The organism is Clostridium aciditolerans (assembly GCF_016316925.1).
GTDB classification, from domain to species: Bacteria; Bacillota; Clostridia; order Clostridiales; family Clostridiaceae; genus Clostridium_AM; species Clostridium_AM aciditolerans.
In genome coordinates this window covers 16,903-43,766 of the sequence record NZ_JAEEGB010000043.1, presented here as the reverse complement: position 1 = coordinate 43,766, position 26,864 = coordinate 16,903, and the positions used below count along the sequence as shown (strand labels likewise).

Below are 26,864 nucleotides of genomic sequence, written 5' to 3'. Positions count from 1 at the left end.
AATAAAATTAGAATAACCTTAATAATCTGTAGAGATAAACATATTTTACATTGTCTCTACTTTCTGTTCTTATTAAATTTTCTACTACCATAGTGCTGTTCCCCCCATAATTAACTTCATGATTATCTTAACATACTGAATAAAAGAAATATGTCATTTCATGATAAGGTTAATTACAACTTATCTCTTTTATGTGACATCAAAAAGCTTGTAACATCATCTATGGCACCATGTATATTACTTTAATGTAACTATTTACCTTTTAATTGAATGTGTTTGTCGAAATTCTATCTATTTTGACTATTTCTTTTTTGTCCTATATAACAGATAGATTCATCTAAAATTTCTTCATTAATTCTTAAAAATTTACAAATATCTTCCATTATTAATATCGTTACAACAACTAAAGCACAATCATCACCAACACAATGCTTCAAATCATATGCATTTATATAACCTTGTAGCGTATCTTTTTTGAATTTTATGTCGGAATATATACTATTTAATGTATTATATAATATTTCATAAGAAAGTATTAAAAAATCCTTTTTAGATTTTTTATTGCCATTCACTACGTGTTTTACTATATTGTTCAATGATGTTTCCTTATAATATTGTTCCATATGCATATCATAGTTATTGGATATGTATCGACCTATGATATAGCCATCTATTAACGCTATCTCTCCTTCAGTGTTAAAAATTATTGACAGCTCTATACTTTTCTTTCCTTCAGCTCTTATATCATTGATCAATTCATTTATTCTTTGATTAAACATTGTTGTAAACTTTGAATCAAAAATGAAGTATTCTAGCTCCTGGCTAGAGCATTCTGAAATAAACTCCGAAAAATTTCTATAAATCTTTCTCATATAATCTTTACTTCTCACAATATCACCTTCTAGAAAATTCTTTTAAGCATAAATACATATCCTATATTTTTTCTCAATAAATAAAAAATATACTAATCATAAAATTATTTTATATTTTATGATTATATTATCTTCCACCAAATATTGATTTTAGTCTTTCTATATATTATAATATTTTTATGGATATTAATTATTAATTAAAACTAAATATCAATAATTTGAAATGGGGGATAAGTAAATGAATGCCATTGAAATCAAAAAGGATATTCACTGGGTAGGTGCTCTAGATCCTAGCTTAAGAATCTTTGACATAATAATGTATACTCCTTATGGAACTACCTATAATTCATATTTAGTAAAGGGTAGTGAAAAAACCGCTATATTTGAGACAGTTAAAGAAAAATTTTTTGATGAATTCTTAGAAAGACTTAATTCCTTAAACACAGATATAAAAGATATAGATTATATAGTAATTGATCACACAGAGCCAGATCATGCAGGTTCAGTAGCTAAACTATTGGATCTAGCTCCAAAAGCTAAACTCGTAGGTTCATCTACAGCTCTTAGATTTATGAGAGGTATAGTAAATAGAGAATTTGACTCTATTACAGTTAAACATGGTGATACATTAAGTCTAGGAAATAAAACTTTGCAATTTATATCTGCACCATTTTTACATTGGCCAGATTCTATGTATACCTATATTGTTGAAGATAACCTTTTAGTTACCTGCGACTCATTTGGAAGCCACTACTCAAATAAAGATATATTTAATGATTTAAATGAAAGCCAAGAAAATTATATGGATGCATTGAAATATTACTTCACTGCAATAATGGGCCCATTTAAATCTTATGTTTTAGATGCTATAGATAAGATTAAAGATTTAAATATAGACATGATATGTCCTGGACACGGTCCGGTTCTAAGAGACAATCCTTCTAAAATAATAAAACTATATAAAGAGTGGAGCTTAGATTCTGAAAAACCATCTGAAAGTAAGCATATAGTAATTCCTTATGTTTCTGCATATGGATATACAGAATCCTTAGCAAAAAAAATTGAAGAAGGTATACATTCAATTGGTGAATTTAAAGTAGAATTGTTTGATGTAATACATCATAATATAAACGACATTATAAGTAGTATAGAAAAATCTCATGGAGTAATATTTGGTTCTCCTACAATAAATGGCGATGCACTAAAACCTATATTAGATATATTAATATCGCTTAACCCTATAGTTCATGGTAGAAAAACTGCTGCTGCTTTTGGATCATATGGTTGGAGTGGTGAATCTGTTAGTAATATAGAGAACAGACTTAAACAATTAAAAATGGATGTTTTTTCTCCAGGACTCAGGGTGAATTTTAAACCTTCTGAAGAGGATCTAACTCATGCTTATCACTTTGGACAAAGTTTTGCACAAAAAATAGATGAAAATATAATCAAAGTTAATAAGCCTAATAAGCCATCTACATCAAAAAAATGGAAATGTTTAATATGCGGAGTAGTTTTCGAGGGTACGGAGCCGCCTGAAACATGTTCTGTATGTGGAGCTAGTTCAGAGCAATTCGTAGAAGTTGTTGAGTCAGGAATTGAATTTAGAAATGATGATGATAAAACTTATTTAATAATAGGAAATGGAGCAGCAGGTTTTTCTGCAGCAGATACTATTAGAAAAAGAAACAAAAATTGTAAAATAATAATGGTATCATCTGAAAATAACTTAACTTATTTTAGACCTCAGCTATCTGATTATTTATCATCTTCAATATCTGACGACGAATTTTATGTAGTTCCTGAGCGTTGGTATAAAGATAACGATATAGATTTGTGCTTAAATTCACATGTAGATAAAATTAATGGAGAAGATAGAAAAATAATATTATCTGATGGAAGACAAATTTCTTATGATAAGCTTATATTAGCTAATGGAAGTTCCAGTTTTGTACCTCCGATTAAAGGAATTGATAAAAAAGGTGTTTTCAGTTTAAAATACTTATCTGATGCTGATGCAATTAAGAATTATATATCAAATTCCAAGAAGGCAGTAGTTATAGGCGGTGGTTTGCTTGGCCTTGAAGCAGCTTGGGAGCTTAAAAACTGTGGACTTGACGTAACTGTAGTAGAATTTGCAAACAGACTTCTTTCTCGTCAATTAGATGAAGACGGTGCTAAGTTATTTAGTGCTTCTATTGATAAATCTGGTGTTAGCGTAATACTTCAAGACTCTGCTGTAGAAATACTAGGAGATGATAAGGTTAATGGAGTTATGTTGTCAAGTGGTAGATCCCTTGATACAGATATAGTAATCTTTTCAATAGGAATACGTCCGAATAAAGCTCTTGCTGAAACATGCGGTATAAAAACTGATAGAGGAATAGTAGTAAATGATAAGATGGAGACATCTGTTGAAAATGTATATGCATGTGGAGATATTTGTGAATATAACGGAAAAGTTTATGGAAACTGGCAAGCTTCTATCGAAATGGGAAAAACCGCAGGTGCTAATGCTGTAGGTGATGAATCCTATTTCACTGACTTTGTATCATCTGTAATTTTTTCAGCTATGGACACTGAATTATTCTCCTGTGGTACATTTAGCTCGGAATCCAAAGCTTTATCTTCCTTAGACTCTCAAAAGGGTATATATCAAAAATTATTTTTCAATGACAATAAGCTAATTGGAGGTATACTACTTGGAGATACCAAAAAGTCCGGTAAAATAATATCTGCAATACAAAGTGGTAAAACTATAAAAGACATTATGTCTGATAACTTTTTCATATAGCATTTTATAGGGTTTCTAATTGAAACCCTATATTTTTAATATCTAACGCCTTTCGGTTTTTCTTTGCCCTCTCTATCAAAAGCAAGAGTGGCATTTAATTCTCCTCCCATTAATACTATTACTGATAGTATAAATAACCATGTTAGAATCACTATTACAGTTCCTATACTTCCATATATCTTTGAATAATTCGCAAAATTGTTTACATAATATGCAAATCCTAAGGATACTATAGTTAAAGTTATAGTTGAAAAAATAGCACCTGGCATAACTTCCTTCCATGTAAGTCTTCTACAAGGTGTATATCGGTATAAGGCTGCAAAAATAAATATGGCAGATATGCTCATAATAAGATATCTTAGTTTATTCCATATAGTTGCAAAAATATAGAATACTCCCAAGCTAGTAGCTAGTGCATTTCCTATTACTTCTCCAAACACTAATAATAAAAAGGTTGATATTATTATAAAGGTTAAAGCAAAAGTAGATAAAACTGCTATTAGCTGCACTTTTATCAGCGATCGTTCTTCTCGTTCGCTATATGCCTTGTTAAGTCCTCTGATTACCGCATTAAACCCAGCAGAAGCAGACCATATAGTAACAATTAAGCTTAAAGATAGTAAATGCCCATGTTTCGTATCCGCTACTTCTACTATAGTATTTTTCACAAGATCTACAGCACTAAGTGGAAGTATTAGTTGTAGTACCTCTATCACATCTCTACTAGTTATTGGACTAAAACCAACGAAAGTCATTAAAAATATTATAAATGGGAAAAATGAAAATATTAAACTATATGCTAACTGAGATGCCAAAGCTAAAACTTCATCATCATTAAATCGAAATGCTAAGTTTTTTATATCTTTTACTAATTTACTGCCCAATAAAAACTACCTCCTTAATATTAAGTTTTTCCCATGATAAAGCATATTATTACTATACAAAAAACCTGTATCTAAATTTAGATACAGGTTTTTTGTTAAATTTGACCTTATTATATTTTATATTGATTAAGAGTAATTTTTATTTAAAATATCTGTTTAACAATCCATTAAATGCTGCTCCATGTCTAGCTTCATCTTTGCACATTTCATGTACTGTATCATGGATTGCATCGTAGTTTAACTTCTTAGCTAAAGTAGCTAAGTCCTTTTTACCTTGGCATGCTCCGTGCTCTGCTTCAACTCTCATTTCTAAATTCTTCTTTGTATCAGCTACCACAACTTCTCCAAGTAACTCTGCAAATTTTGCTGCATGTTCTGCTTCTTCAAAAGCTATTCTTTTATAAGCTTCAGCTATTTCTGGGAATCCTTCTCTATCTGCTTGACGACTCATTGCTAAATACATTCCTACTTCTGTACATTCGCCCATAAAGTTTGCTTTAAGTCCTTCTATAACCTCTGGATCTATATCTTTAGCTATTCCTACTTTATGCTCATCAGCCCAAGCTAATGCCCCTTCTACTTTTTCAGCAAACTTATCACTACCAGCTCCACATTGTGGGCATTTTTCTGGTGCTGCTTCTCCTTCATAAACATATCCACATACTGAACAAACAAATTTTTTCATTTTAAATTCCTCCCGATTATATCATTTTTATATTTTTAATTAATTTTTATTTTCTCGTTTCTTACAATTAATATTATATAATAATAATTATTAATTTGCAACACCTTTTTGAAAAATTTTTATATAATATTTTTTATACATTAATATTTAATTACAATTTTTCTATATATAAGTAAAAAAAGAGTCAGGCACTTCTAATCACTTTCTGATTAGAAATTCCTGACCTCTAAAACACTATATCAATTTTATTTACATATATAATTACTCAATTAATTAAGCACTTTTTTCTTGTAATGCAGGTTCAGAGATATCCTTGTTCTGTAATGAACTATGTTTACGTGAATATACAAAGTAAACAACTACTCCTAGTAAATTCCATACTCCAAAATATAACCATGTTGTCTTTGATAAACTGAACATAAGGAATAAGCAACATGCTATTGCCATTAAAGGTACTACTGGTACTAAAGGTACTTTAAAACCTCTTTCTAAGTTTGGATGAGTTTTTCTAAGTACAATTACAGATAATGCTACAAGTGAGAATGTTCCTAAAAGAACCATATTAGCAAGATCCGCCAATTGTTTTAGATCTATAACTCCTGCAAGTAAAGCAGCTAGACATCCTACTAACCAAGTTGAAAGTACAGGTACATTTGTTTTTTGATTTACATTAGACCAAGCTTTAGGAAGTAATCCATCACGGCTCATTGAAAATAATATACGTGATGAACCGTAAACGTATGCAAGAATAACTGCTAAAATTCCCACAACTGCTCCAACTGAAAGTATAGATGCTGCCCATCCCTGTCCAACAGAGCTTAATGCATAAGCCATAGCATCGCCAACATTTAAGTTAGTGTAATGTGTAACACCTGTTAGAATTAGGCAAACTATAATGTATATAATTGTACAACCTATCATTGAAGCAATAATACCTATAGGTAGATTTTTTTGAGGATTCTTTACTTCTTCGGCAGAAGTTGAAACTGCATCAAAGCCTGCGTAAGCAAGGAATACAGATGCTGCACCGGCAAATACTCCCTTAATACCAAATGGCATAAATGGGTGCCAATTTATTGGCTTTATAAAAAATGCACCTACAGCTACGAATAGAACTATAACACCAAGTTTCACAAATACCATAACATTATTTACTTTTTTACTTTCTTTTGTACCTCTTGATAGAAGAAGTGTAATGAATAATACTACGATAACTGCTGGGGCGTTAAATAGTCCCCCTTGACTTGGAATATTAATAAACATACTAGGTAGATTAATTCCACACTCTTTTAGCAAGCTATTAAAGTATGCCGACCAACCACCGGCTACAGTTGCAGTACATACTGTATATCCGATAAAAAGTGACCATCCAACTAGGTGGGCAATGAATTCACCTAATGATGCATAGATATAAGCATATGCACTACCGGATGTTGGAATTGATGATGCGAATTCAGCATAACATAGAGCTACAAGTATACATGCAATTGCAGAGCCGATGAATGATAGAACAACAGCAGGACCTGCATCTCTTGCAGCAACAACACCAGTTAAAACCATTACACCAGTTCCAATTGTTGCACCAATACTCATTAATGTTACGTCAAATGCACCTAAAGTTCGCTCTGTAGAGCTGTTTCTATTGCTGTCTAAAATAGCGTTTACGTCTTTTTTTCTAAAAAATGACCTCATACGATAGCCCCCTATAAATTATAATTAATGTTTAGCTGTAATTATTGACTTGATTATACTAGCTTGACTACAAAATGCTTCACATTTCTTCACAATTCTTCACACAAAAAACGAAATGCTTTTAAAATTCTAAATTTTAAAAGCATTTGATAGTATCGAATCATTTATCCGAATTGTCTGTAAACAAGTCTTCAACGGTATAAAATTCAATATATGAGATCAAGGAATCCCTAGTAGTCTTCACATTGTAACAGCAATCCCTCAAAGAATTTTCCTATTATTACCTTTCCGCCTGTTTTATTCTTCCCCTTAATATAATCCATCTCGGCTTTAACACTTGCAAAATCAAACATACCCTTTGAATATTCCTGAAAGCTTTCATTATAATAATCTTCTATTCCTATATATGCAAGGTTCGTCAATCCAGTCTTAATTGCTCTCCTCATTCTTTGTTGCACTGTTTTAGGACTATCCCCAATAATGCAGCACAAATCATTAAAATTGCATTCTTCAAATGATTTTTTTGTTTCTAACAAATACATGCAGATTTTAATAATATCATTTGTTCCCTTTTCACCTAGCATTCCAAACTTACTTAAAACATGCTTGATTCTTTTCATATTATTGTCCTTATTATCTTGAGGTTTTTTTTGAGGATTCATATCTTTGAATACTTTTTTTATATTATAAAGCATATTTTCAATTTCAATTTTTTCAGCAACCTTACTTGTAACTTTCTCCACTTCAATTTTATTAATAGGCTTACTAATAAAAAACTCAATTCCTGAATTATAGGAATCCTCTACTAACTTTATATCTGATACTTGAGAAATCATTATAAATTTAATCTTGGGTTTTAGCAGCTTTACTTCTCTTACTAAACTATTACCATCCAATTTAGGTAGAAGTAAGTCAACTAATACAATATCCGGATTGCAAATCAATATTTCGTTAAGCGCTGTCTCTCCATCATTGGAGCTGCCTATTACTTCACCTGACCCGTTTTCTTCAATCAAATTGGTCAGTATCTTAACAATATTAACATCATCGTCAATAATATAATATCGCATTATGCCTACCTCCTAAATGAAATTGTCGGTATTTTTACTGTAAAAGTTGTACTTTTATTTTTTATAGATTGTACAGATATACTTCCTTTAAAAATATCCTGAACCAGATCTCTTACCAAAGTAAGTCCTATACCTCTACATATACTACCAGTTTCCTTATTATACTTAGTAGAAAAGCCAGGATTAAATATAAAATCAAAATTACTTTCACTTATACCTGTTCCATTGTCAAATACAGAAAAGACATATTCATCTCCAATCTTCTCAATTTTTAGTTTAACCAATCCTCTTTTTTTATTATCTATAGCTTCTATACTATTAAAAATAAGGTTTCTTATAATTGACATCAAATAAAAATGTTCAAGAACATAAAATTCGCATTCAACTCTGAAATCAAGTTCAATATCCAAATTTTTAGTAATTATATAGTCTTTTGTATCTATTTCTAGAATATTTATAATATCCTTTATCTTCATGCGTTCAATATCTATTTTATTATTAGCTATCTCCTCAAGTCCTCTCATAACCCTAATATAATCCTTTTTAATCTCGTGAACATCTTTAGCAATATCAAGCGTAAGATTTTTCAATTCTTCAGGGTAATGATTCTCTGAAACAATCTCGTAAACTGAAAATGATTTCTTCATTACGTCTTCTATTTCAGCAGCATTCTTATTCATGAAGTATATTTCACTTTTGAATCCAGAAGTTAATAATATTAATCTTCTATAGCGTTCTTCATGTTCTTCTTTTATAAGAAATGATTTATAATATTTCATTGCTATTAATATAATTAAAGTCATTAAAGATCTTATACAAGCTACTATTAAAAGATCTTTTATCATATTGCTATTTATCCCAGTTATTTGAGTTCTAATACTTAATTCAACAATATTTGAAAAAAGATCGCAGAAAAATATTGAAATCATGAATTTTGTCAGATCCTTTTTCCTATTCTTGTAATATAAAAAATAAAACATAACTCCATAAGTAACAAAGAATGCCATCTCTGGCGTCATCATTTTAGGGATTTTATCAAAATCCATAACACTCGAATGAATAAATGACGTGATTATTCCTGTGATTATCGCTGTTTTCATTGGGTTTAATCCAACATAATTATAAAGAAATATAGAAAATACAACAACTGAAAAAGATATAGTAAAACCTTGGATTAAAAAGTTAAAATAAACCTGAGACGCTATACTTACACAAATCACAACTACAAGAATATTCTTGAACTTTTTCATCTAGTACACCTCCCTTTAATTTACTAATTCAATAATAGTATACTATAAATTCCACTTTAATTCATCAAAGTATTGTATTTTAGAATATCGTTGGTACCATGGCTATTCAACTTATAATTAATTTCTCTTTCTCTTTTTCTATCCAATGAAAAAAGAGAAAGCCATATTTCCCTTGGCTTTCTCTCTATTTTGAACAACTTTTCTTCTATTTGAACGAACTCATTTATCTATAACTAATAGTTAATTTTTTACAAAAACTATTCAACTGTTACGCTCTTTGCTAAATTTCTTGGCTTGTCAACGTCACAGCCTTTTTGTATAGCCATATAGTATGATAATAATTGTAGTGGAATTACTGAAACTACTGGTGAAAGTATATCCATTACTTTTGGTATATACAATGCAGAGTCTACAGTCTTTTCAATTTCATCATGTCCTTCACAAGTAATTCCTAGAACATTAGCTCCTCTTGTTTTAACTTCTTTTATATTACTTACCATCTTGTCAAACAAGTCTTCTTGAGTAGCTCCTGCTATTACAATAGTTCCTTTTTCAATTAAAGCTATTGGACCATGTTTTAGTTCTCCACCTGCATAAGCTTCTGAATGGATATATGATATTTCTTTAAGCTTTAATGATCCTTCCATAGCTACTGCATAATCAAGACCTCTTCCTAAGAAGAACATATCTTTATGCATATAAGTTTTTGCAGTAAACTTTTGTATAGTTTCTTTATTTTCTAATACCTTCTCTGCTTTTTCTGGCAGTGTAAGCATTTCTTTCTTTATTTGATCTATAGTTTCTTCACTTATAGTCTTTTTATTTTCAGCAAAGAATAATGCTATCATATACATAGCTATAAGCTGAGTAACATATGCTTTTGTTGAAGCAACTGCGATCTCTGGACCAGCCCAAGTATATAATACATCATCAGCTTCTCTTGATACAGAACTTCCAACAACATTAGTTACGGCGATTACTCTAGCACCTTGTTTTTTAGCTTCTCTAAGTGCGGCTAAAGTATCTGCTGTTTCTCCTGATTGACTTATAACCATCATTAGGGTTCTTTCATTTATGATTGGATCTCTATATCTAAATTCAGAAGCAACTTCTATCTCTACAGGTATTCTTGCAAGTTTTTCTATTACATACTTACCTACAACCCCCGCATGATAAGCAGTTCCGCAAGCTACTATATATATTTTATCTATATTTTCTATTTGCTCTTTTGTTATTTTTATATCATCAAGAGTTACAGGCTTACCTGGCATAATTCTTGATGTCATTGTATCTTTTATAACTTTTGGCTGTTCATGAATTTCTTTTATCATGAAATGCTCAAATCCACCCTTTTCAGCTGCATCTGCATTCCAAGTTACATGATATATATCTCTCTTTATTTCTTCGCCTTCTTCTGATAAAAGTTTTACTCCATCTTTAGTCATAACTACAAATTCTTTATCATTTAAAAGATAAATATCTCTTGTATGATTTAATATAGCTGGTATATCTGAAGCTATAAATGATTCTTCTTTTCCTAATCCAACTATTAATGGACTATCTTTTCTTACAGCTACAACTTTGTCTGGCTCTTTGGAACAAACTACACCTATAGCATAGCTTCCTTCCATCTTTGCAACAGCCTTCATAACAGCATCAGTTAGATCTCCATCGTAGAAATAATCAACTAAGTGAGGTATAACTTCTGTATCAGTTTCTGAAGCAAAGTTATATCCCTTTGTCATTAACCATTCTCTTAAATGGATATAGTTTTCTATAATTCCATTGTGAACTACACTGATTGTTCCATCCTCAGTAGTATGAGGATGTGAATTTAAATCTGATGGTTCACCGTGAGTCGCCCATCTTGTATGGCCTATACCTACACAACCTTTTAATGGAGTTGTTTCAAGTTTGTCTTCAAGATTAGCAAGTCTTCCCTTGCATTTTGTTACATTTAATTTATCTCCATCAAGTATTGCTACACCTGCTGAATCATATCCTCTATATTCTAATTTGCTTAACCCCTCAATTAATATTGGTGAAGCCTCTCTCTTTCCTACAAAACCAACTATTCCGCACATAAATAATCTTCCTTTCTCATTTTAAATTTATAATTCTCCTTTTGGAGAATAGCGAACTCAAATTCACAATTTTAATTTCACGCTTATAAAGCCCTTCCTAAATATCAAAAAATGAAAGGATTAAATAAGCTTTTATGATTTTAAATTCGCTAATGACGAAACCTCTTCATGCTGCATGAAGAAGTAAGCTTTCCAACAAACACAAAGTTAGGTTGGATGCTTAGGTTTTAACACCAGGTTGATATTGTGTCGGAAATCACTTTCCGATTTTATCAACCGCTAACGGTAGTGCGATACCGTGGGGCACCCGCCGAAGAATCGATACTCCCCATCCTCGTCAACTTAAGTGACAGCCAAAATCAAAGATTTGGTTGCTGGAACTTACACAGGCGTGTAAATTCCAACTTAGCTAGTCCAACTTACCCGGACGTTTCTAAATTATCACTTACACATCTGTGTAAGTTCGGTTAACTAAATCATAGATTTAGAACCTCACTTAAGTTCTGGCGCTTTAAAATTTAACTTATAAACACTATAAGCCTACTCTCTGTTATTCACCTCCCCAATTATTTAAATCAATGTAGCATAAAACAAGTTGCTCCTATATTATATGGCTACTTTAATAATTTGGTCAATATATTTTTTATAAAATTAATATTAAGTTCATTTTAATACCAATAGCTTAAAATAATTACTCTATTAAACATATATAGTTTATTTAAATTTAAAAGTTGTATATATCTATATATTGTTGCAATATATAGATATATACAACTCCTTATCCGCTATTTATTACTAAGATCTATTTTAAATTTTAAATCCTCTCTTATATCAAAATCATCAAAATTCCTTGTTCCTATAGTATATTTTTTATTTTTATCTAAAGGTTCAAACTCCACAACATATTCATTAGGCTTATTTTCATCTTTTCTTCTATTACCTACATTAATGAGGTCAGAATTATTTTTATACTCAACATAATTATTTTCCGTGTCTTTAATAAATAGACTACTTGCCTGTGTAAGCGGAGCTAAACCTTCTACATTATACCTAACTATAGTTCTATCTTCTTTGAGTTCTATTTCTTTAATTATAGTCTTCCCAATCTTACCTTGGGAGATTTCTAACGGATACTGCCCATTAATAGCTTTGCTTTCTTCTTTCATCTTATAATTGCTATCAAATTTAGGAAGACTATAAGGTATAATCGTTAAATATTTAGGAATACTTTTCATTCGAATACATTTTAGTTCACCATAAAAATCACTAAATAAAGAATGTTTTTCGCTGCTAGTATGGAATTCCTTCCATTGGATTTCTACCCCCTTGTCATCATAGACAAACCAATTACCATATTTCATCTCTCCTGCATAGTGCTCTTCTCCAAAAGCTTTTGTTCTTTTCTCTAAATCTTTATAATCCTTATTAGTATATTTACCAGTAAACATTATAGAAGTATTTATTGGAGTAAAGGTTACTCTTTTTATATTGATAGCTGCTTCTGGAAAGTTTACACTTGTATTGGGTTTAAATACTTTGGTTTCTTTAAGTATTTCCTTTTTTGAATAGCTAAAGCTTAGCTTCCAGTTTCCCTCTATTCCACCTATATCTCTTATATTCAAGTCTATATTTATAGTTTCTGGAAGATTTTTATCTGACACATTAATTTCGCATGATCCTACATAGGTATGATTATCTACATATTTCCCTCCATCTCCACCATTACCAAATCCATCTTTGCCATTTATCTTTAAATAGTGCCCTAAGAAGAAAGGTCTGTAATTTTCGACCATCTTATCCTTAATAACATCCTTAATGTTCCCATCACTTTTTATCGTATATCCCATAATTAACTCATTATTATCACATAATACTTCATTAATAGTTAACGTTATACCCTTATCAGTTACACTATTATTAATTGATTGAGTGTACTTTTGATATTCTCCATTCTTATCGTTAAAACTCTGAATTATAGAATTTAATGCAGGAATATTTTTTGCGAAAGCTGGTACTACTAGAACACTAGCTGATATTATACATATCGCAGCTGCAGCTGCTGCTTTATATTTAAATCTTCTCACTTTACCTTCACTGCTAATTTGTTTCATTAAATTTTCCCTTAAGTTTTTCTTTCGTAGTTCATTTATTTTTAGGTCGTCATATTCATCTTCTTTGTCATCTTTCTCAATATAATTAAATAATTCTAGGATATCTTTTTCATCCAAAACATCTCTATTCATTTATACAACCTCCTTTTTTTAAAAAAGTAAGTTTTTCTTTTAAAATTTTTCTTCCACGAGAAAGTCGGTTGTCAACTATACTCCTATCTATTCCTAGATATCTTGCTATATCTACTATATCTTCTTGTATTAAATACCTTCTCATAAAGATTTCTCTATCTATTTCTTTAAGCTCCTTTATAGCATTAACAACCTCACCTTTATTCTCCTTAGATATAATTAAATCTTCTACCTGATTTTTTGCTTCAACCATATAATCTTCTATACATTCTATATTGGCATCTTTAATTATCTTCTTTTTATAGTTTATAGCTTTATATTTTGCTACTGCTTTAAACCAATACTTAAAACTTCCCTTTTCTTCATCAAAGCTTTCTATGTTATTCCATAGACACATGAATATATCATTAATACATTCGTCTATATAAGTAGAATATTGTTCTGAACCAAATACCCCAAATACTACATTGTATATATAGTCACAATAGCTATTAAATGCGTATTCTAAAGCTTTAGGATTTTTATTGTTTAATTCTCTAATGAAATTATCTTCATTTATCCCCATTTTCCCCTCCATTATACTTCCTGCAATTTTTATGTTCTTATAAGATAAAATTATTTTTAAAGAGCTCTTCATATAATAATACAAATATAATATCAACTTTCTATCATTAAATATTAAATTTATCTAAATAATTTAAAATACACCCTATATATTAAGCATAATATTTATAGCAAAAAAAGACACAGGTCTATGCCTGTGTCTTTATATCATATGAAAACTAACTAGAAAGTTGACTTATACAGAGGGATATATTTCCAAAGCTGAAGTAGATTTAAAAACTTTGTACCAGTCTTAGTGAAGGGTTTTAAGAGAATCTTAGAACTTTAGAGTTGTTTGAGCGGAGCGAGTTCTCGAAAGTTCTTAGGTTGTCTTAAAGCACAAGCTTTAGACTGGCTAAAAGTTTTTAACGTGCTGAAGCTTGGAAACATATCCCGGCGTATAAGTTAACTTTCTGCCTAGTAACTCTATATATGAAAACTACCTTAAATTTTCACTTTAAACCTTATTTATATATTAACTATTTGCTTTTTTCTCAATAAGTTGTGCTAAGTTGTGCGCCATTTCATCAAGCTCACTTTGAACTTCTCCTTCAAGCATAACTCTAACTAATGGCTCTGTACCTGAAGGTCTTATTAATACTCGTCCACATCCATTTAGCTTTTCTTCCATCTTCTTTATTTCGTTTACTATTTCTTCATCTTCTAAGTATATATTCTTTTTATTATTTGGTACTGTAGCATTCACAAGTACCTGTGGTAGTTCCTTCATCATCGAAGCTAATTCTGATAGGGTTTTTCCACTTTTCTTAACTATAGCTCCAAGTTGAAGTCCAGTAACCAATCCGTCTCCAGTAGTATTGTAATCCAAGAATATAATATGCCCTGATTGCTCTCCACCAAGCTTGTATCCTTCCTTAGCCATTTCCTCAAGAACATATCTGTCTCCAACCTTAGTTTTTATTGTCTTTATATTTTCTTTATTTAAAGCTATATCTAATCCTAAATTACTCATTACAGTTACAACAACAATATCCTTATATAATTTGCCAGTCTCTTTTAAATGTTTACCGCAAATAGCCATAATAAAGTCACCATTAATTAGGTTTCCCTTTTCGTCTACTGCAAGGCATCTATCTGCGTCTCCATCAAATGCTAAACCGATGTCACATCCTTTTTTAACCACATAATCCATTAACTCTTCAGGATGAGTTGATCCGCAATTTTTATTTATGTTAATTCCATCTGGATCATTATTGATAACATACACTTGAGCACCTAATTCCTTAAATGCTTTTACTGCTGTAATATAAGAAGCTCCATTAGCACAGTCCAATGCCACCTTTAATCCTTTTAAATCTATATCTATAGTTGATTTGGCAAACTCTACATAGTCTCCAATTGCTTCGCCAGACTCTTCTATCTTCCTTCCTATTTCTTCTCCTGTTGGAAGTGGAACTCCCTCAAAGTTGCTTTCTATAACACTTTGTATTTTATCTTCTAACTCATCAGATAGCTTGTATCCTTGTCCATTAAAAAATTTTATTCCATTATATTCTACTGGATTGTGAGATGCAGATATAACAACTCCAGCATCTGCTCCGTACTTTCTAGTTAGGTGCGCTACTGCAGGAGTTGGTATCACTCCTACACAAAGAGCCTCTGCGCCTACAGATAATATGCCTGAAACTAATGCGCTTTCTAACATGTCTCCGGATATTCTTGTATCCATTCCTACTAATATTTTAGGTTTATGTGCTCCCTCAGTAAGCACATAGGCTCCAGCTCTGCCTAATCTATATGCTAATTCTGCTGTTAATTCTTTATTTGCGACACCTCTTACTCCGTCGGTTCCAAACATTCTATGCATATCAATACCTCTCTCTTTTATCTTAATATATTATTTTTTTCAACAATATTAACTACATTATAATATTATATTACAATTTACTTACAGTCACAACAGGTATTAACTAGCTTAAAACTAATATAAAAAACCATCCGAAATTACTTCGGATGGTCAAACTTAAGTAAACTATTTTACGTATTCAATTCCTCTTTCAATAGCCTTCTTGTTTATTTCAAAGAATTTTTCTTTTCCATGAGCCTTTAATGAATCAAGTAAAGCTTCTATTCTAACTATTCCTGTCTTCTTAACAAGTGCTCCTAAAAGAACCATATTAGCTATTGTTTTGCTTCCTAATTCTTGAGCTATAGTTTGAGCTGGGATTGCTATAACATTTAAATCAGTTCTTGTAGGCATTACATCCACTAAATCTGAATCTAATACTATAACACCATTAGCTTCTACTAAGTCTTCAAACTTCTCTAGAGAAGGTCTATTCATTACAACTATACTATCAGCTTTAGTAACTATTGGTGAGCCTATGCCCTCGTCAGTTAATATAACTGAACAGTTAGCTGTACCTCCTCTCATTTCTGGACCATATGATGGTAACCATGAAACGTTTAAATTAGCATCCATTCCTGCATAAGCAAGAAATTTACCCATAGATAATATACCTTGTCCACCAAAACCTGCGAAAATTATCTGTTGTGATGCCATTTTATTTCACCTCCTCAGTTGTATCCTTCTTAATGCCAAGAGGATAATATGGTATCATGTTGTCTTTTAACCATTGCATTGATTCTGAAGGTGTTAATCCCCAGTTAGTTGGGCAAATTGATAGTACTTCTATCATTGAGAATCCTTTTCCATCTAACTGATTTTGGAAAGCTTTCTTTATAGCTTTTTTAGCTTTTAATGTATTTGGAACTGTGTCTACAGAAACTCTTTCAACATAGCAAGCACCAGTTAAAGTTGAGATCATTTCAGCAACTCTTATTGGGTGTCCAGCTTGTTTAGTATCTCTTCCGTATGGTGAAGTCTCTGTAACTTGACCTGGTAATGTAGTTGGCGCCATTTGTCCACCAGTCATACCATATATACAGTTATTTACGAATATTGAAGTTATATTTTCTCCTCTAGCTGCTGCATGTACTATTTCAGCAGTACCTATAGCTGCAAGGTCTCCATCTCCTTGATAAGTAAATACTACTTTATCAGGGTTTGTTCTCTTTATACCAGTACCAACTGCAGGTGCTCTTCCGTGTGCAGCTTCAAACATATCACATGCAAAATATTTGTATGCTAAAACTGAACATCCAACTGGTGCTACACCTATAGTTTTATCTAATATACCAAGCTCGTCCATAACTTCAGCAACTAATTTATGGATTAATCCATGAGTACATCCTGGACAATAGTGAGTTGGCACATCTATTAATGATTTTGGAGTTTGATATACTATAGCCATTACTTTGCACCTCCTACTATATCTCTAACTTTGTTAAGGATATCTGTTGGATCTGGAACCATACCGCCTGATCTTCCATAGAAGTCAACTGGTTTTCTTCCACTTGCAACAAGTCTTACATCCTCAACCATTTGTCCACAGCTCATTTCTACTGATAAATAGCCGTGTTTAGTTTTATCTATTGTATTTTCAAAAGCTTCAACTGGGAATGGCCATAAAGTTATTGGTCTTACTAAACCTAACTTTATTCCTTCCTTTTCAGCCATCTTAATTACATTCTTACATATTCTTGATGTAGTTCCGTATGCAACTAATATTAAGTCACAATCTGATTCACAGTTAAATAATTCATATCTAACTTCAGTTGCTTTTATAGCAGCATATTTCTTTTGAAGATGTGTGTTATGATCTTCTAATAGTTCTGGCTCTAAGTATAATGAATTTATAACATTATGTTCTGTTCTTCCACCTAGTCCATTGGCTGCCCAAGTTTTTTCTGGAAGCTCTCTTGCTTGTTTTTCTTTGAACTCAACTGGTTCCATCATCTGACCAAGCATTCCATCTCCCATAATCATACAAGGAGTTCTATACATATCCGCTACATCAAAAGCATCTTGTATTAGGTCAACCATCTCTTGTATTGAAGCTGGTGCGAATACAGGCATATTAAAATCTCCGTGAGCGCCACCTTTTGTAGCTTGGAAATAGTCTGATTGAGCTGGTTGAATACTTCCAAGACCAGGGCCTCCTCTAACTATATTTACAATAACACAAGGTAACTCTGCACCTGCAATGTATGATATACCTTCTGCTTTTAAGCTTATTCCAGGTGAACTTGATGATGTCATACATCTAACTCCAGTACCAGCTGCACCATAAACCATGTTTATAGCAGAAACTTCACTTTCAGCCTGGATAAATGTTCTACCTATTTTTGGCATTTTCTTTGCCATATAAGCAGCAACCTCAGTTTGTGGGGTAATTGGATAACCAAAGAAAGCCTTACAATTTGCTCTTATGGCAGCTTCTCCTATGGCTTCATTACCCTTCATTAATACTTTCTCTCCCATAAAACGCCCTCCTTACTCTTTTTCAACTGTTATTACATAATCAGGACATATTCTTGCACATGAAGCACACGCAACACATTCACTCATCTTATCCTCTGTAACAGTTGCAGGATGATATCCTTTTACATTGAGTTTATCAGCAAAGTTTATTATCTTCTTTGGACATACAGCTATACAGTGTCCACAGCCTTTGCATCTTTCTTCTCTAAAAGTTACCTTTGCATTTGGCATAAGAAATTCCCTCCTTAATGTTGGTAATTGAAAATCTTTTGAGCAATTCTTACTAGATAGCTTTTGTTCTAGAAAATTACTGAGTTTTTCAACCCTATTTATATAAATTTTATTTCTAGCAAATTTGAAATGATAAAATTTTACTTTATCTCCAAGGCGGTTTCATATATATATCTATTGGTAAAAGTTCGCCTTGCACCTTACCCTTAACCTCATCAATCAAGTCTCTTCTGCAAACAGTATATTTATGAGGTATATTAAGTTTTTCGGATAGCTCCTTTACTGTCTTATCACCTGTAATAATATCTTCTACTGCAGTTTCATAAGACATATTAGTATTAGATATTAAATGGGTTACTTTAAGCCTAGAAGCTGCTTGTATAACTCTCATATAATCCTGTGTATCATCATTATTTGATGTTAAAGGTCTATTATTATTTATGACAAAGTACATATCATAAGGTTCTTCTCTTAAGTATCTATTGTACTGTCCAAGCACAACAGCTCCCTGATCGTCACCACCGATATCCATGATTACTTCATAACTCTTATCATTAAAAACAGATAAAACTTCTGGCGGAACCACCATTAATTCTGCGTTTGATAAGTTAGGATCTGCAGCAATTACTCTTATACCATACTCTTCAAGCTCTTTCTTGATTCCTCTTGTACAAAAGTAAGGGTTTACTATATCTAAATCAACAATTGCAACTTTCTTACCTTCTTTTGCAAGCTTTATTGCATAATTTATAGATATCTCAGTTTTGCCGCTTCCAAAATGTCCTGTAAATATTCTTATTCTACTCACCATATCACCTCTCAGATTAGTGAACAACAACTCTTTTTTCTGCAATTTCCCGTAAACGTATTCATACGGAGTACAACTTAACCTATTATGTTCTTAAATTATGTCCATATAGTTTAATTTTAGCAAAGGTTAAGTTCATTGTCTACTATAAAATTCATTACTGAATTTCACTTTTGTAGAAATTTATGAATTTTTTGCTTTAAAATATTTTTCTTCTGACCATTTTTTTATCACATTTATATTATATCATAAAATATTCAAAATTTCTAATATGATTTTTATTTATAATCTTGCATAAAAATTCACTCCAGCTTTTAAACTACGCTAATTCTTTGGTTTGCTTCATCTAAAAGAAGTTCAGGTATAAAAAAGTTCGCATATAAAAAGAAGTACAGAAAAAGAATGTGTTCTGTACTTCTAGCATTACCTATTAAACTATTTATATTCTTTAGCTTTTTCTTCTCCATTTAGTACTCTAAGTCCACCTTGTGCTAGAGCTAAAAGTTCATCCTCTCCTGGATAAATTACAACTGGTCCAACAAATGATACCATTTCTTTTATAGCTGCTGTTACAGCCTTGCTGTATGCAATTCCTCCAGTTAATAATATAGCATCAACTTTTCCACATAAAACTGCTCCACATTTACCTATTTCTTTTGCAATCTGGAAAACAAACGCATCAAATATTAACTTTGATTTAGCATCTCCTTCTAATGCTTTCTGCTCTACCACTCTGAAATCATTAGTATCTAAATATGCTACAGTTCCACCTTTACCGTTTATCTTTTTCTTTAATTCATCAATAGTATATTTGCCGCTGAAGCAAAGCTTAACAAGATCTCCAACTGGTAGTCCGCCGCTTCTTTCAGGTGAGAATGGACCTTCTCCATCTAGTGCATTGTTTACATCTACAACTTTTCCATTTTTGTGAGCTCCTACAGATACTCCACCACCCATATGTGTAACTATTAAGTTTAATTCATCATATGACTTATTATTTTCTTTTGCATATCTCTTTGCAACTGCCTTTTGATTTAATGCATGGAAAATGCTTTTTCTTTCAATTTCTGGCATTCCTGATATTCTTGCAACATCATTCATTTCATCTACAACAACAGGATCAACTATAAATGCTGGTATATTTAAGGAGTTACCTATTTCATTAGCTATTATTCCACCAAGGTTTGATGCGTGTTGTCCTTGAACTCCAATTTTTAAATCTTCAAGCATAGCTTCGTTTACAGCATAAGTTCCGCCCTCAATAGGTTTTAAAAGTCCGCCTCTTCCTACAATTGCATCTAGCGTGTTTATATCAAAATTCTTTTCTTTTAGCACCTGTAGTATAACTTCTTTTCTGAATTCAAATTGATCAAATATAGTAGCATATTTTCCTATCTCTTCTGATGAGTGTCTTAGAGTTTCTTCTAATATTTGTTTTTCATCCTCATAAACTCCTATTTTAGTTGATGTTGATCCTGGATTTATTATTAATAATTTATAAGCCATTGTTTTTCCTCCTTTAAACTTAAGTGAATAATTTGTAATTTTATATGTAATTAAACTATTTCTTTTTTAACTGAGTAGCAACTAATGCTGCCAAGGCTATTGAGTACATTTTTGTTTCATGGCTATCATTTCTTGAAGTTAAAACAACTGGTGCTGATGTTCCAACTAATAATGCTCCACTCTTGCATTCTGTTGTATAAGTTAAAGTCTTATACATTATATTTCCAGCTTCTATATTAGGCATTAATAATATATCTGCTCTTCCAGCAACTGGTCCTGTAACTCCTTTATGTGCTGCTGCTTCTTCTGATAACGCATTATCTAGCGCTAGTGGTCCATCTATGAAGCATCCTTTTATTTGGCCTCTGTCATTCATCTTTGAAAGTATTGAAGCATCTACAGTTGCCTGCATACTAGGATTTACAACTTCTACAGCGCAGATAGGAGCAACCTTTGGCTTTTCTACTCCAACTGCTTGAGCCACAGTTACTGCATTTTTAACTATATCTACTTTGTCTTTAAGTTCTGGATACATGTTGAATGCGGCATCTGTTAAGAATAATAATCTATCAAAATTATTTAACTGAAATACACCAACGTGTGACATTAATTTTCCTGTTCTTAATCCAACTTCTTTATTTAGTACTGCTCTTAGGAAGTTTGCTGTATCAATAAGTCCCTTCATTAACATATCAGCTTTTCCTGATGAAACTAACTCAACAGCTTTTAATGCAGCTTTTACACTATCTTTTTCATCAACAATTTCAAAATTGCTTAAGTCCATTCCTATTTCTGCTGCAATAGCTTCTATCTGTGACTTTTCGCCAACTAGTATAGCATCCGCTATTCCTTGCTCTTTAGCATCTCTAATAGCTTCAAGAACTGGCTTGTCTTGAGCTACTGCAACTGCTACCTTTTTTGTTTCTTGATCCTTAGCTTTTTGTAAAACTTCTGCAAAATTTTTAATCATTAATAAACACCTCTTCCTCATATACTTTTGGTATTTCTTCACTCTTTAGTGCTCTTAATGCACCTTGAGCTAATGCTAACATCTCATCTTCTCCTGGAACTACTGTCACAGGAGCAATAAATTTAACCATTTCTTCTATAAAACTTGTAAGTTTTTTATTGTGAGCCATACCGCCTGTCAATATTATTGCATCTATTTGCCCTTTTAATTCTACAGACATAGCTCCTATTTCTTTAGCAATTTGATAAGCCATGGCATTCAGAATAAACTCTGCTCTTTTATCCCCCTCATCTATTCTTCTATTAATTTCTCTTCCATCGTTAGTTCCTAAATATGCCGTAAGTCCACCTTGACCTATCATCTTTTTCCTTAGTTCATCATATGTATATTTACCACTGTAACAGAGCTTTACTAGATCTCCTACAGGAATTCCCCCTACTCTCTCTGGAGAAAAAGGTCCTTCTTCATTAGCATTATTCATATCAATTATTCTGCCGTCTTTAACTGGTGATATTGATATTCCACCACCTATATGAGCTACAACAAAGGAACTTTTGTTGAAGTCTTTATTTAACTGAGTACACACTCTCCTAGTAACAGCTTTTATATTTAATGCGTGAACAAGTGATCTTCGTAGGATATCCGGTAATCCCGATATCCTAGCTACATCTTCTATTTCATCAACTGCCACAGGATCAACAATAAATGCAGGTATGTTTGTTTTTTTAGATATTGTATATGCAATTATTCCACCAAGGTTCGAAGCATGTTGACCTTGATAACCTATTTTTAAATCTTCCAGCATTCTTTCTGTAACTTTATAAGTCCCACCTGGCATTGGTCTTAAAAGTCCACCTCTACCTACTACTGCTGATAAGCTTTCAATGGAAACATTCTCTTTTCTAAGCCACTCCATTATAACTTCTGTACGCATTTCTTTTTGTTCATAAATGCTCTTGAACTTCTTTATTTCTTCTACACTATGTGATAAATTTTCAGAAGCTATACACTGCTCATTGCTAAATAATGCTATTTTTGTAGAGGTTGAACCAGGATTTATTACGAGAATAAGATATTTAATATCCATATAATAATACCTCCATGAAACCGTTTTAATATACTCATTTATATTTTAGCAGATATATCGCAAAAAAGTATTTTTCAGAAAATTTAATATAATGGACAATACTCTTTCATTAGACTTTCTGCAACTTTTAACCCATCTACTGCAGCAGACACTATTCCACCAGCAAAGCCAGCCCCTTCTCCGCAAGGATATAAGCCTTGTAAACTTATACTTTCAAGTCTATCATTTCTGGTTATTTTCACTGGAGCAGAAGTTCTAGTCTCAATTCCAGTTAAAATTGCGTTGTTGCTTGCAAAACCCTTAATTTTAAAATCAAAATTAGCTAACCCCTCTTTTAGTGATTCGGAAACATAAGTTGGAAGACATTTTCTTAGATCTTTGAATTCATAACCTGGTCTATACGTTGGCCTTATATCACCTAACTTAGTAGATACTTTATCATCTAAAAAATCGCCTACTAACTGAATAGGTGCATAGTATCCACCTCCACCTAGCGTATATGCCAGCTTTTCGTAATGTCTTTGGAACTCCATACCTTTCAGCGGTGTATTCCCTTCAAAATCCTGCTCTCCTACGGTAACTACAATAGCCGAGTTAGCATTATCTTCATCTCTCTTATAGTAACTCATTCCGTTTGTTACAAGTCTTTCTTCTTCCGAGGCAGCGGCTACCACTTTTCCTCCTGGGCACATACAGAAGCTGTAAACAGCTCTGCCTGTTGCTTTAGTTGTATGTGTAAGCCTGTAATCTGCAGCCTTTAGCCTAGGATGTTCAGCATATTTTCCATACTGATTTAAATTTATTAGCTTTTGAGAATGCTCAACTCTTACACCTATAGCAAAAGCCTTTGGCTCCATAAATATATCTTTTCTATATAGCATTTCGTATGTATCTCTCGAACTGTGCCCAATAGCTAATATTAAGCTTTCACATGGGATTTCTTCTCCATTTACTATAACTGCCTTCAATTGTTTATCCTTAATAATTAAGTCCTCTAGTCTATTATTAAATTTGATTTCTCCACCTAACTCTATTATCTTTTCCCTTATATTTTTTACAACAATTTTTAATATATCGGTTCCTACGTGTGGCTTTCCACTATATATAATTTCTTCAGGTGCTCCCGCTTTAACTAACTCATCTAACACAAAATCACATCTAGTATCCTTTATTCTTGTTGTAAGTTTACCATCAGAAAAAGTTCCTGCTCCACCTTCTCCAAATTGAACATTTGATTCAGTATTTAAGCTTCCTGTATTCCAAAATTTATTTATAGTATCTGTTCTCTCTTCAACTTTTTCCCCACGTTCTATTATTAAGGGTTTATATCCTTTTTGCGCCATCAAAAGACCTGCAAACATACCTGCAGGTCCCATTCCCACTATAACTGGTCTATACGCCATTTTTTTAGTGCCAAATTTAAAATCCTCTTCATGTCTTTCCTCTTGTATCTTAACATCCTTATCATTTATCCTATTTACTACTTTTAACTCATTACTACACTTTACTTCAACAGCATAATTAAACTTAATTAAATCTTTTTTTCTAGCATCTATTGATTCCTTTATTATTTTAAAGTTTTCTATATCGTTAACAGATATTTTTAACCTTTTTGCTACTTTATTTCTTAGAACTTCTATATCTTCATCTATATTAATTGTTATATTATTAATTTTGATTGGCATTTTTACCCTCCAATATTTTTTTTAGTTATTACTGCCTTTACAGTAGGCGGATTCTGTGCTACCTTAGATATTCCGCTAGGTAAGTTTACGATAACATTAGTAACATGCTCTCCTTCAGATAGAGCATTTAAATCTACATAACACTCAATATTTTCTGGTTTTAAGTTATTTACTATATTTTCTGAGCCAGAAACAGTTATATTCACCTTATCAACATCTAAGCTTACAGCATAGTTATTCCCTAAATTCTTTGTCTGTATATTTAAATTAAAGTCTTTCTGCACAGTTTTATCTAAATTAATTTTTAATTTAATTGTACCATTGCTATTTACAAGAGTAACACCCTGAGGAATAACAATTTTAACCTCTGCAGTATCTTTATTATATAACTTGCTTACATCTATACTTTCTGTATCTAAAGCATTTATATTTGAAACTACTTTTTCATCTCCAGCTATATCTATTGTGTCAGGTACAGGAATTATAGATTTTATATTTCCCTCATTGCTTAAATTCCCCTGCAATTTTAAATTTATAGGTACATTTTTAATTTTTTTAACTGGTACAGTTACTTGTATAGAATCTGGTTTTACAGATACACCATTTACTACATTTCCAGAAGAATCCACTGGCTGAAGAGATACTAGCGCCTTTACATCCTGTGTAGAACTCTTTAAATCACATCTAGCAACTGCACTGCTTACAGATTTAATTGCATCTGATGGACCATTTATCTCTACTTCAGTACTTTTTAATATAGGCTGCATTGCAAAAAATCCCTCTTTGGCTTTACCTTCAGTTATTACCTTAACTGATACAGTTTTTTGCTTTAGCTCATCTAGTGTTATTGTCACCCACAAATTCTCATTATTTACTATTCTTACGTTTTCAGGACTTTTTCTCACCGTAACTGGAATTTTGTTTTCTCCTTTTTTTACTACATATCCTCCTACATCCGATTCCAGTTTAAAATCCTCAGCCTTTACCGAATATATATCCGAAGCATTTCCTCTTATCGTCAGGGTTGCATTTAACTGTTCTTCCCCCACTGGTACCAGCTTTGATTGTGCTAATATATCCTTATTCGTTACTTGTACTGGTACAGAAATTTTACGCTCTCTCATAGGGTTTTCTACATTAAAAATATACAACCATAGTATAGTTGATGCGATAACGCAGCATATTCTAATTATTATTTGCTGCCTTTTATTTTTCTCTTCCATCCCATCACCTGCTCTCTAAAAGTCAGCTTTTTTTGCTGTCTCCTCTTAATTATTCTAATAAGAATATCTTTAAGTCTTTCTTTCGTATAATTTCTTGTAAGAACACCATTTACCGCAAGTGAAATATTACCGGTTTCTTCAGATACCACTATAACTAGGGCATCAGAGTTTTCGGATAACCCAATAGCTGCCCTATGCCTGGTTCCTAACTTTTTGTTTATTTCTTGATTATTAGTTAGTGGCAAAAAACATCCTGCAGACACAATTCTATCATTTCTAATTATTGTAGCTCCATCATGCAGCGGAGTGTTAACTACAAAGATATTTTCAAGAAGAGCAGAAGACACCATTGCATCTATCTTAGTCCCAGTATTTATTATATCTCCTAAGCCTGTCATTTGTTCAATTACTAGTAATGCACCTGTTCTAGTATCAGATAAATTTTCTATAGAATTTACAACTTCAGTTATAACTCTTTCCATCGTTTCTTCATCTTCTAAAATGTGTTTATCATTAAATGCAGTTCTTCCTAAGTGCTCTAAAGCACGACGTATTTCTGGTTGAAAAATGATGATAAATGAAAGAACTCCTATCGTTAATGTTTTAGTTAGAATCCAATTTAGCATTGTCAAATTGAGAAAGCTACTGACCGGAATAAGTAATATTATAAATATTATTCCCTTTAAAAGTTGTTCAGCCCTAGTTTCTCTCATCAACATATAACCTTTATAAAAAATATATGAAACTACCAATATATCCATTATGGAAGATATACCCATATTTTTAATTGAATTAACTACAATATCTAATATTTCCACCCATTTCACCGCCC

22 protein-coding genes are annotated in these 26,864 nt (G+C 31.9%); 1 reads left to right on the top strand and 21 read right to left on the bottom strand.

Annotated elements, in window-relative coordinates; genetic code table 11:
* Window positions 1-287: 287 nt before the first annotated feature.
* The gene (locus tag I6U51_RS22285; protein WP_211144761.1) at window positions 288-890 is read right to left on the bottom strand and encodes a hypothetical protein; all 603 of its coding nucleotides are present in this window, start codon (window positions 888-890) and stop codon (window positions 288-290) included.
* Between the two features lie 220 nt (window positions 891-1,110).
* Between I6U51_RS22285 and I6U51_RS22280 the strand changes: the two genes are divergently transcribed.
* Window positions 1,111-3,666: an FAD-dependent oxidoreductase gene (locus tag I6U51_RS22280; RefSeq protein ID WP_211144760.1), complete on the top strand. Its 2,556-nt coding sequence runs from the start codon at window positions 1,111-1,113 to the stop codon at window positions 3,664-3,666.
* A 35-nt stretch (window positions 3,667-3,701) separates the two neighbouring features.
* Here the strand turns inward: I6U51_RS22280 and I6U51_RS22275 are convergent, their stop codons facing one another.
* The 20 genes from I6U51_RS22275 to cdaA form a co-directional block, all read right to left on the bottom strand.
* Window positions 3,702-4,550 (bottom strand): YihY/virulence factor BrkB family protein, encoded by an 849-nt coding sequence (locus I6U51_RS22275; protein WP_211144759.1) that lies wholly within the window; start codon window positions 4,548-4,550, stop codon window positions 3,702-3,704.
* 139 nt (window positions 4,551-4,689) lie between these two features.
* The gene (locus tag I6U51_RS22270; protein ID WP_178906930.1) at window positions 4,690-5,235 is read right to left on the bottom strand and encodes a ferritin family protein; all 546 of its coding nucleotides are present in this window, start codon (window positions 5,233-5,235) and stop codon (window positions 4,690-4,692) included.
* A gap of 273 nt (window positions 5,236-5,508) precedes the next feature.
* Window positions 5,509-6,927: an amino acid permease gene (locus tag I6U51_RS22265; protein WP_211144758.1), complete on the bottom strand. Its 1,419-nt coding sequence runs from the start codon at window positions 6,925-6,927 to the stop codon at window positions 5,509-5,511.
* 230 nt (window positions 6,928-7,157) lie between these two features.
* Window positions 7,158-7,997, bottom strand: coding sequence for a DNA-binding domain-containing protein (locus tag I6U51_RS22260; protein ID WP_211144757.1), 840 nt, complete (start codon window positions 7,995-7,997; stop codon window positions 7,158-7,160).
* A gap of 5 nt (window positions 7,998-8,002) precedes the next feature.
* The gene (locus I6U51_RS22255; RefSeq protein ID WP_211144756.1) at window positions 8,003-9,247 is read right to left on the bottom strand and encodes a sensor histidine kinase; all 1,245 of its coding nucleotides are present in this window, start codon (window positions 9,245-9,247) and stop codon (window positions 8,003-8,005) included.
* A gap of 257 nt (window positions 9,248-9,504) precedes the next feature.
* Entirely contained in the window at window positions 9,505-11,331 is a 1,827-nt protein-coding gene (glmS, locus tag I6U51_RS22250; RefSeq protein ID WP_211144755.1) for a glutamine--fructose-6-phosphate transaminase (isomerizing), read from the bottom strand.
* Between the two features lie 785 nt (window positions 11,332-12,116).
* Window positions 12,117-13,574: a DUF4179 domain-containing protein gene (locus I6U51_RS22245; RefSeq protein WP_211144754.1), complete on the bottom strand. Its 1,458-nt coding sequence runs from the start codon at window positions 13,572-13,574 to the stop codon at window positions 12,117-12,119.
* On the bottom strand, window positions 13,567-14,139 hold the full coding sequence (locus I6U51_RS22240; protein ID WP_211144753.1) for a sigma-70 family RNA polymerase sigma factor: 573 nt from the start codon (window positions 14,137-14,139) through the stop codon (window positions 13,567-13,569). The genes I6U51_RS22245 and I6U51_RS22240 overlap by 8 nt, the downstream gene beginning before the upstream one ends.
* Before the next feature lie 513 nt (window positions 14,140-14,652).
* On the bottom strand, window positions 14,653-16,005 hold the full coding sequence (gene glmM / locus I6U51_RS22235; protein ID WP_211144752.1) for a phosphoglucosamine mutase: 1,353 nt from the start codon (window positions 16,003-16,005) through the stop codon (window positions 14,653-14,655).
* A 165-nt stretch (window positions 16,006-16,170) separates the two neighbouring features.
* Window positions 16,171-16,701 carry a 2-oxoacid:ferredoxin oxidoreductase subunit gamma family protein gene (locus tag I6U51_RS22230; protein ID WP_211144751.1) on the bottom strand — a complete coding sequence of 177 codons (531 nt, stop codon included), beginning with the start codon at window positions 16,699-16,701 and terminating at the stop codon, window positions 16,171-16,173.
* A gap of 1 nt (window position 16,702) precedes the next feature.
* Entirely contained in the window at window positions 16,703-17,452 is a 750-nt protein-coding gene (locus I6U51_RS22225; RefSeq protein WP_211144750.1) for a thiamine pyrophosphate-dependent enzyme, read from the bottom strand.
* Window positions 17,452-18,522, bottom strand: coding sequence for a 3-methyl-2-oxobutanoate dehydrogenase subunit VorB (locus I6U51_RS22220; RefSeq protein ID WP_211144749.1), 1,071 nt, complete (start codon window positions 18,520-18,522; stop codon window positions 17,452-17,454). Before I6U51_RS22220 ends, I6U51_RS22225 begins: the two co-directional genes overlap by 1 nt.
* A gap of 12 nt (window positions 18,523-18,534) precedes the next feature.
* On the bottom strand, window positions 18,535-18,753 hold the full coding sequence (locus tag I6U51_RS22215) for a 4Fe-4S dicluster domain-containing protein (RefSeq protein ID WP_178906941.1): 219 nt from the start codon (window positions 18,751-18,753) through the stop codon (window positions 18,535-18,537).
* Window positions 18,754-18,898: 145 nt separating this feature from the next.
* Complete coding sequence (locus I6U51_RS22210; RefSeq protein WP_211144748.1) at window positions 18,899-19,561, bottom strand: nucleotide-binding protein; 663 nt, start codon at window positions 19,559-19,561, stop codon at window positions 18,899-18,901.
* 435 nt (window positions 19,562-19,996) lie between these two features.
* Window positions 19,997-21,067: a butyrate kinase gene (buk, locus tag I6U51_RS22205; protein WP_211144747.1), complete on the bottom strand. Its 1,071-nt coding sequence runs from the start codon at window positions 21,065-21,067 to the stop codon at window positions 19,997-19,999.
* A 55-nt stretch (window positions 21,068-21,122) separates the two neighbouring features.
* The gene (gene ptb, locus I6U51_RS22200) at window positions 21,123-22,037 is read right to left on the bottom strand and encodes a phosphate butyryltransferase (RefSeq protein WP_178906943.1); all 915 of its coding nucleotides are present in this window, start codon (window positions 22,035-22,037) and stop codon (window positions 21,123-21,125) included.
* The gene (gene buk, locus I6U51_RS22195) at window positions 22,030-23,118 is read right to left on the bottom strand and encodes a butyrate kinase (protein WP_343069845.1); all 1,089 of its coding nucleotides are present in this window, start codon (window positions 23,116-23,118) and stop codon (window positions 22,030-22,032) included. The genes ptb and buk (I6U51_RS22195) overlap by 8 nt, the downstream gene beginning before the upstream one ends.
* Before the next feature lie 89 nt (window positions 23,119-23,207).
* The gene (locus I6U51_RS22190) at window positions 23,208-24,809 is read right to left on the bottom strand and encodes an NAD(P)/FAD-dependent oxidoreductase (RefSeq protein WP_211144745.1); all 1,602 of its coding nucleotides are present in this window, start codon (window positions 24,807-24,809) and stop codon (window positions 23,208-23,210) included.
* Window positions 24,810-24,811: 2 nt separating this feature from the next.
* Window positions 24,812-26,032: a CdaR family protein gene (locus I6U51_RS22185; protein ID WP_211144744.1), complete on the bottom strand. Its 1,221-nt coding sequence runs from the start codon at window positions 26,030-26,032 to the stop codon at window positions 24,812-24,814.
* Entirely contained in the window at window positions 26,002-26,850 is an 849-nt protein-coding gene (gene cdaA, locus I6U51_RS22180) for a diadenylate cyclase CdaA (protein ID WP_178906947.1), read from the bottom strand. Before cdaA ends, I6U51_RS22185 begins: the two co-directional genes overlap by 31 nt.
* Window positions 26,851-26,864: the final 14 nt, after the last annotated feature.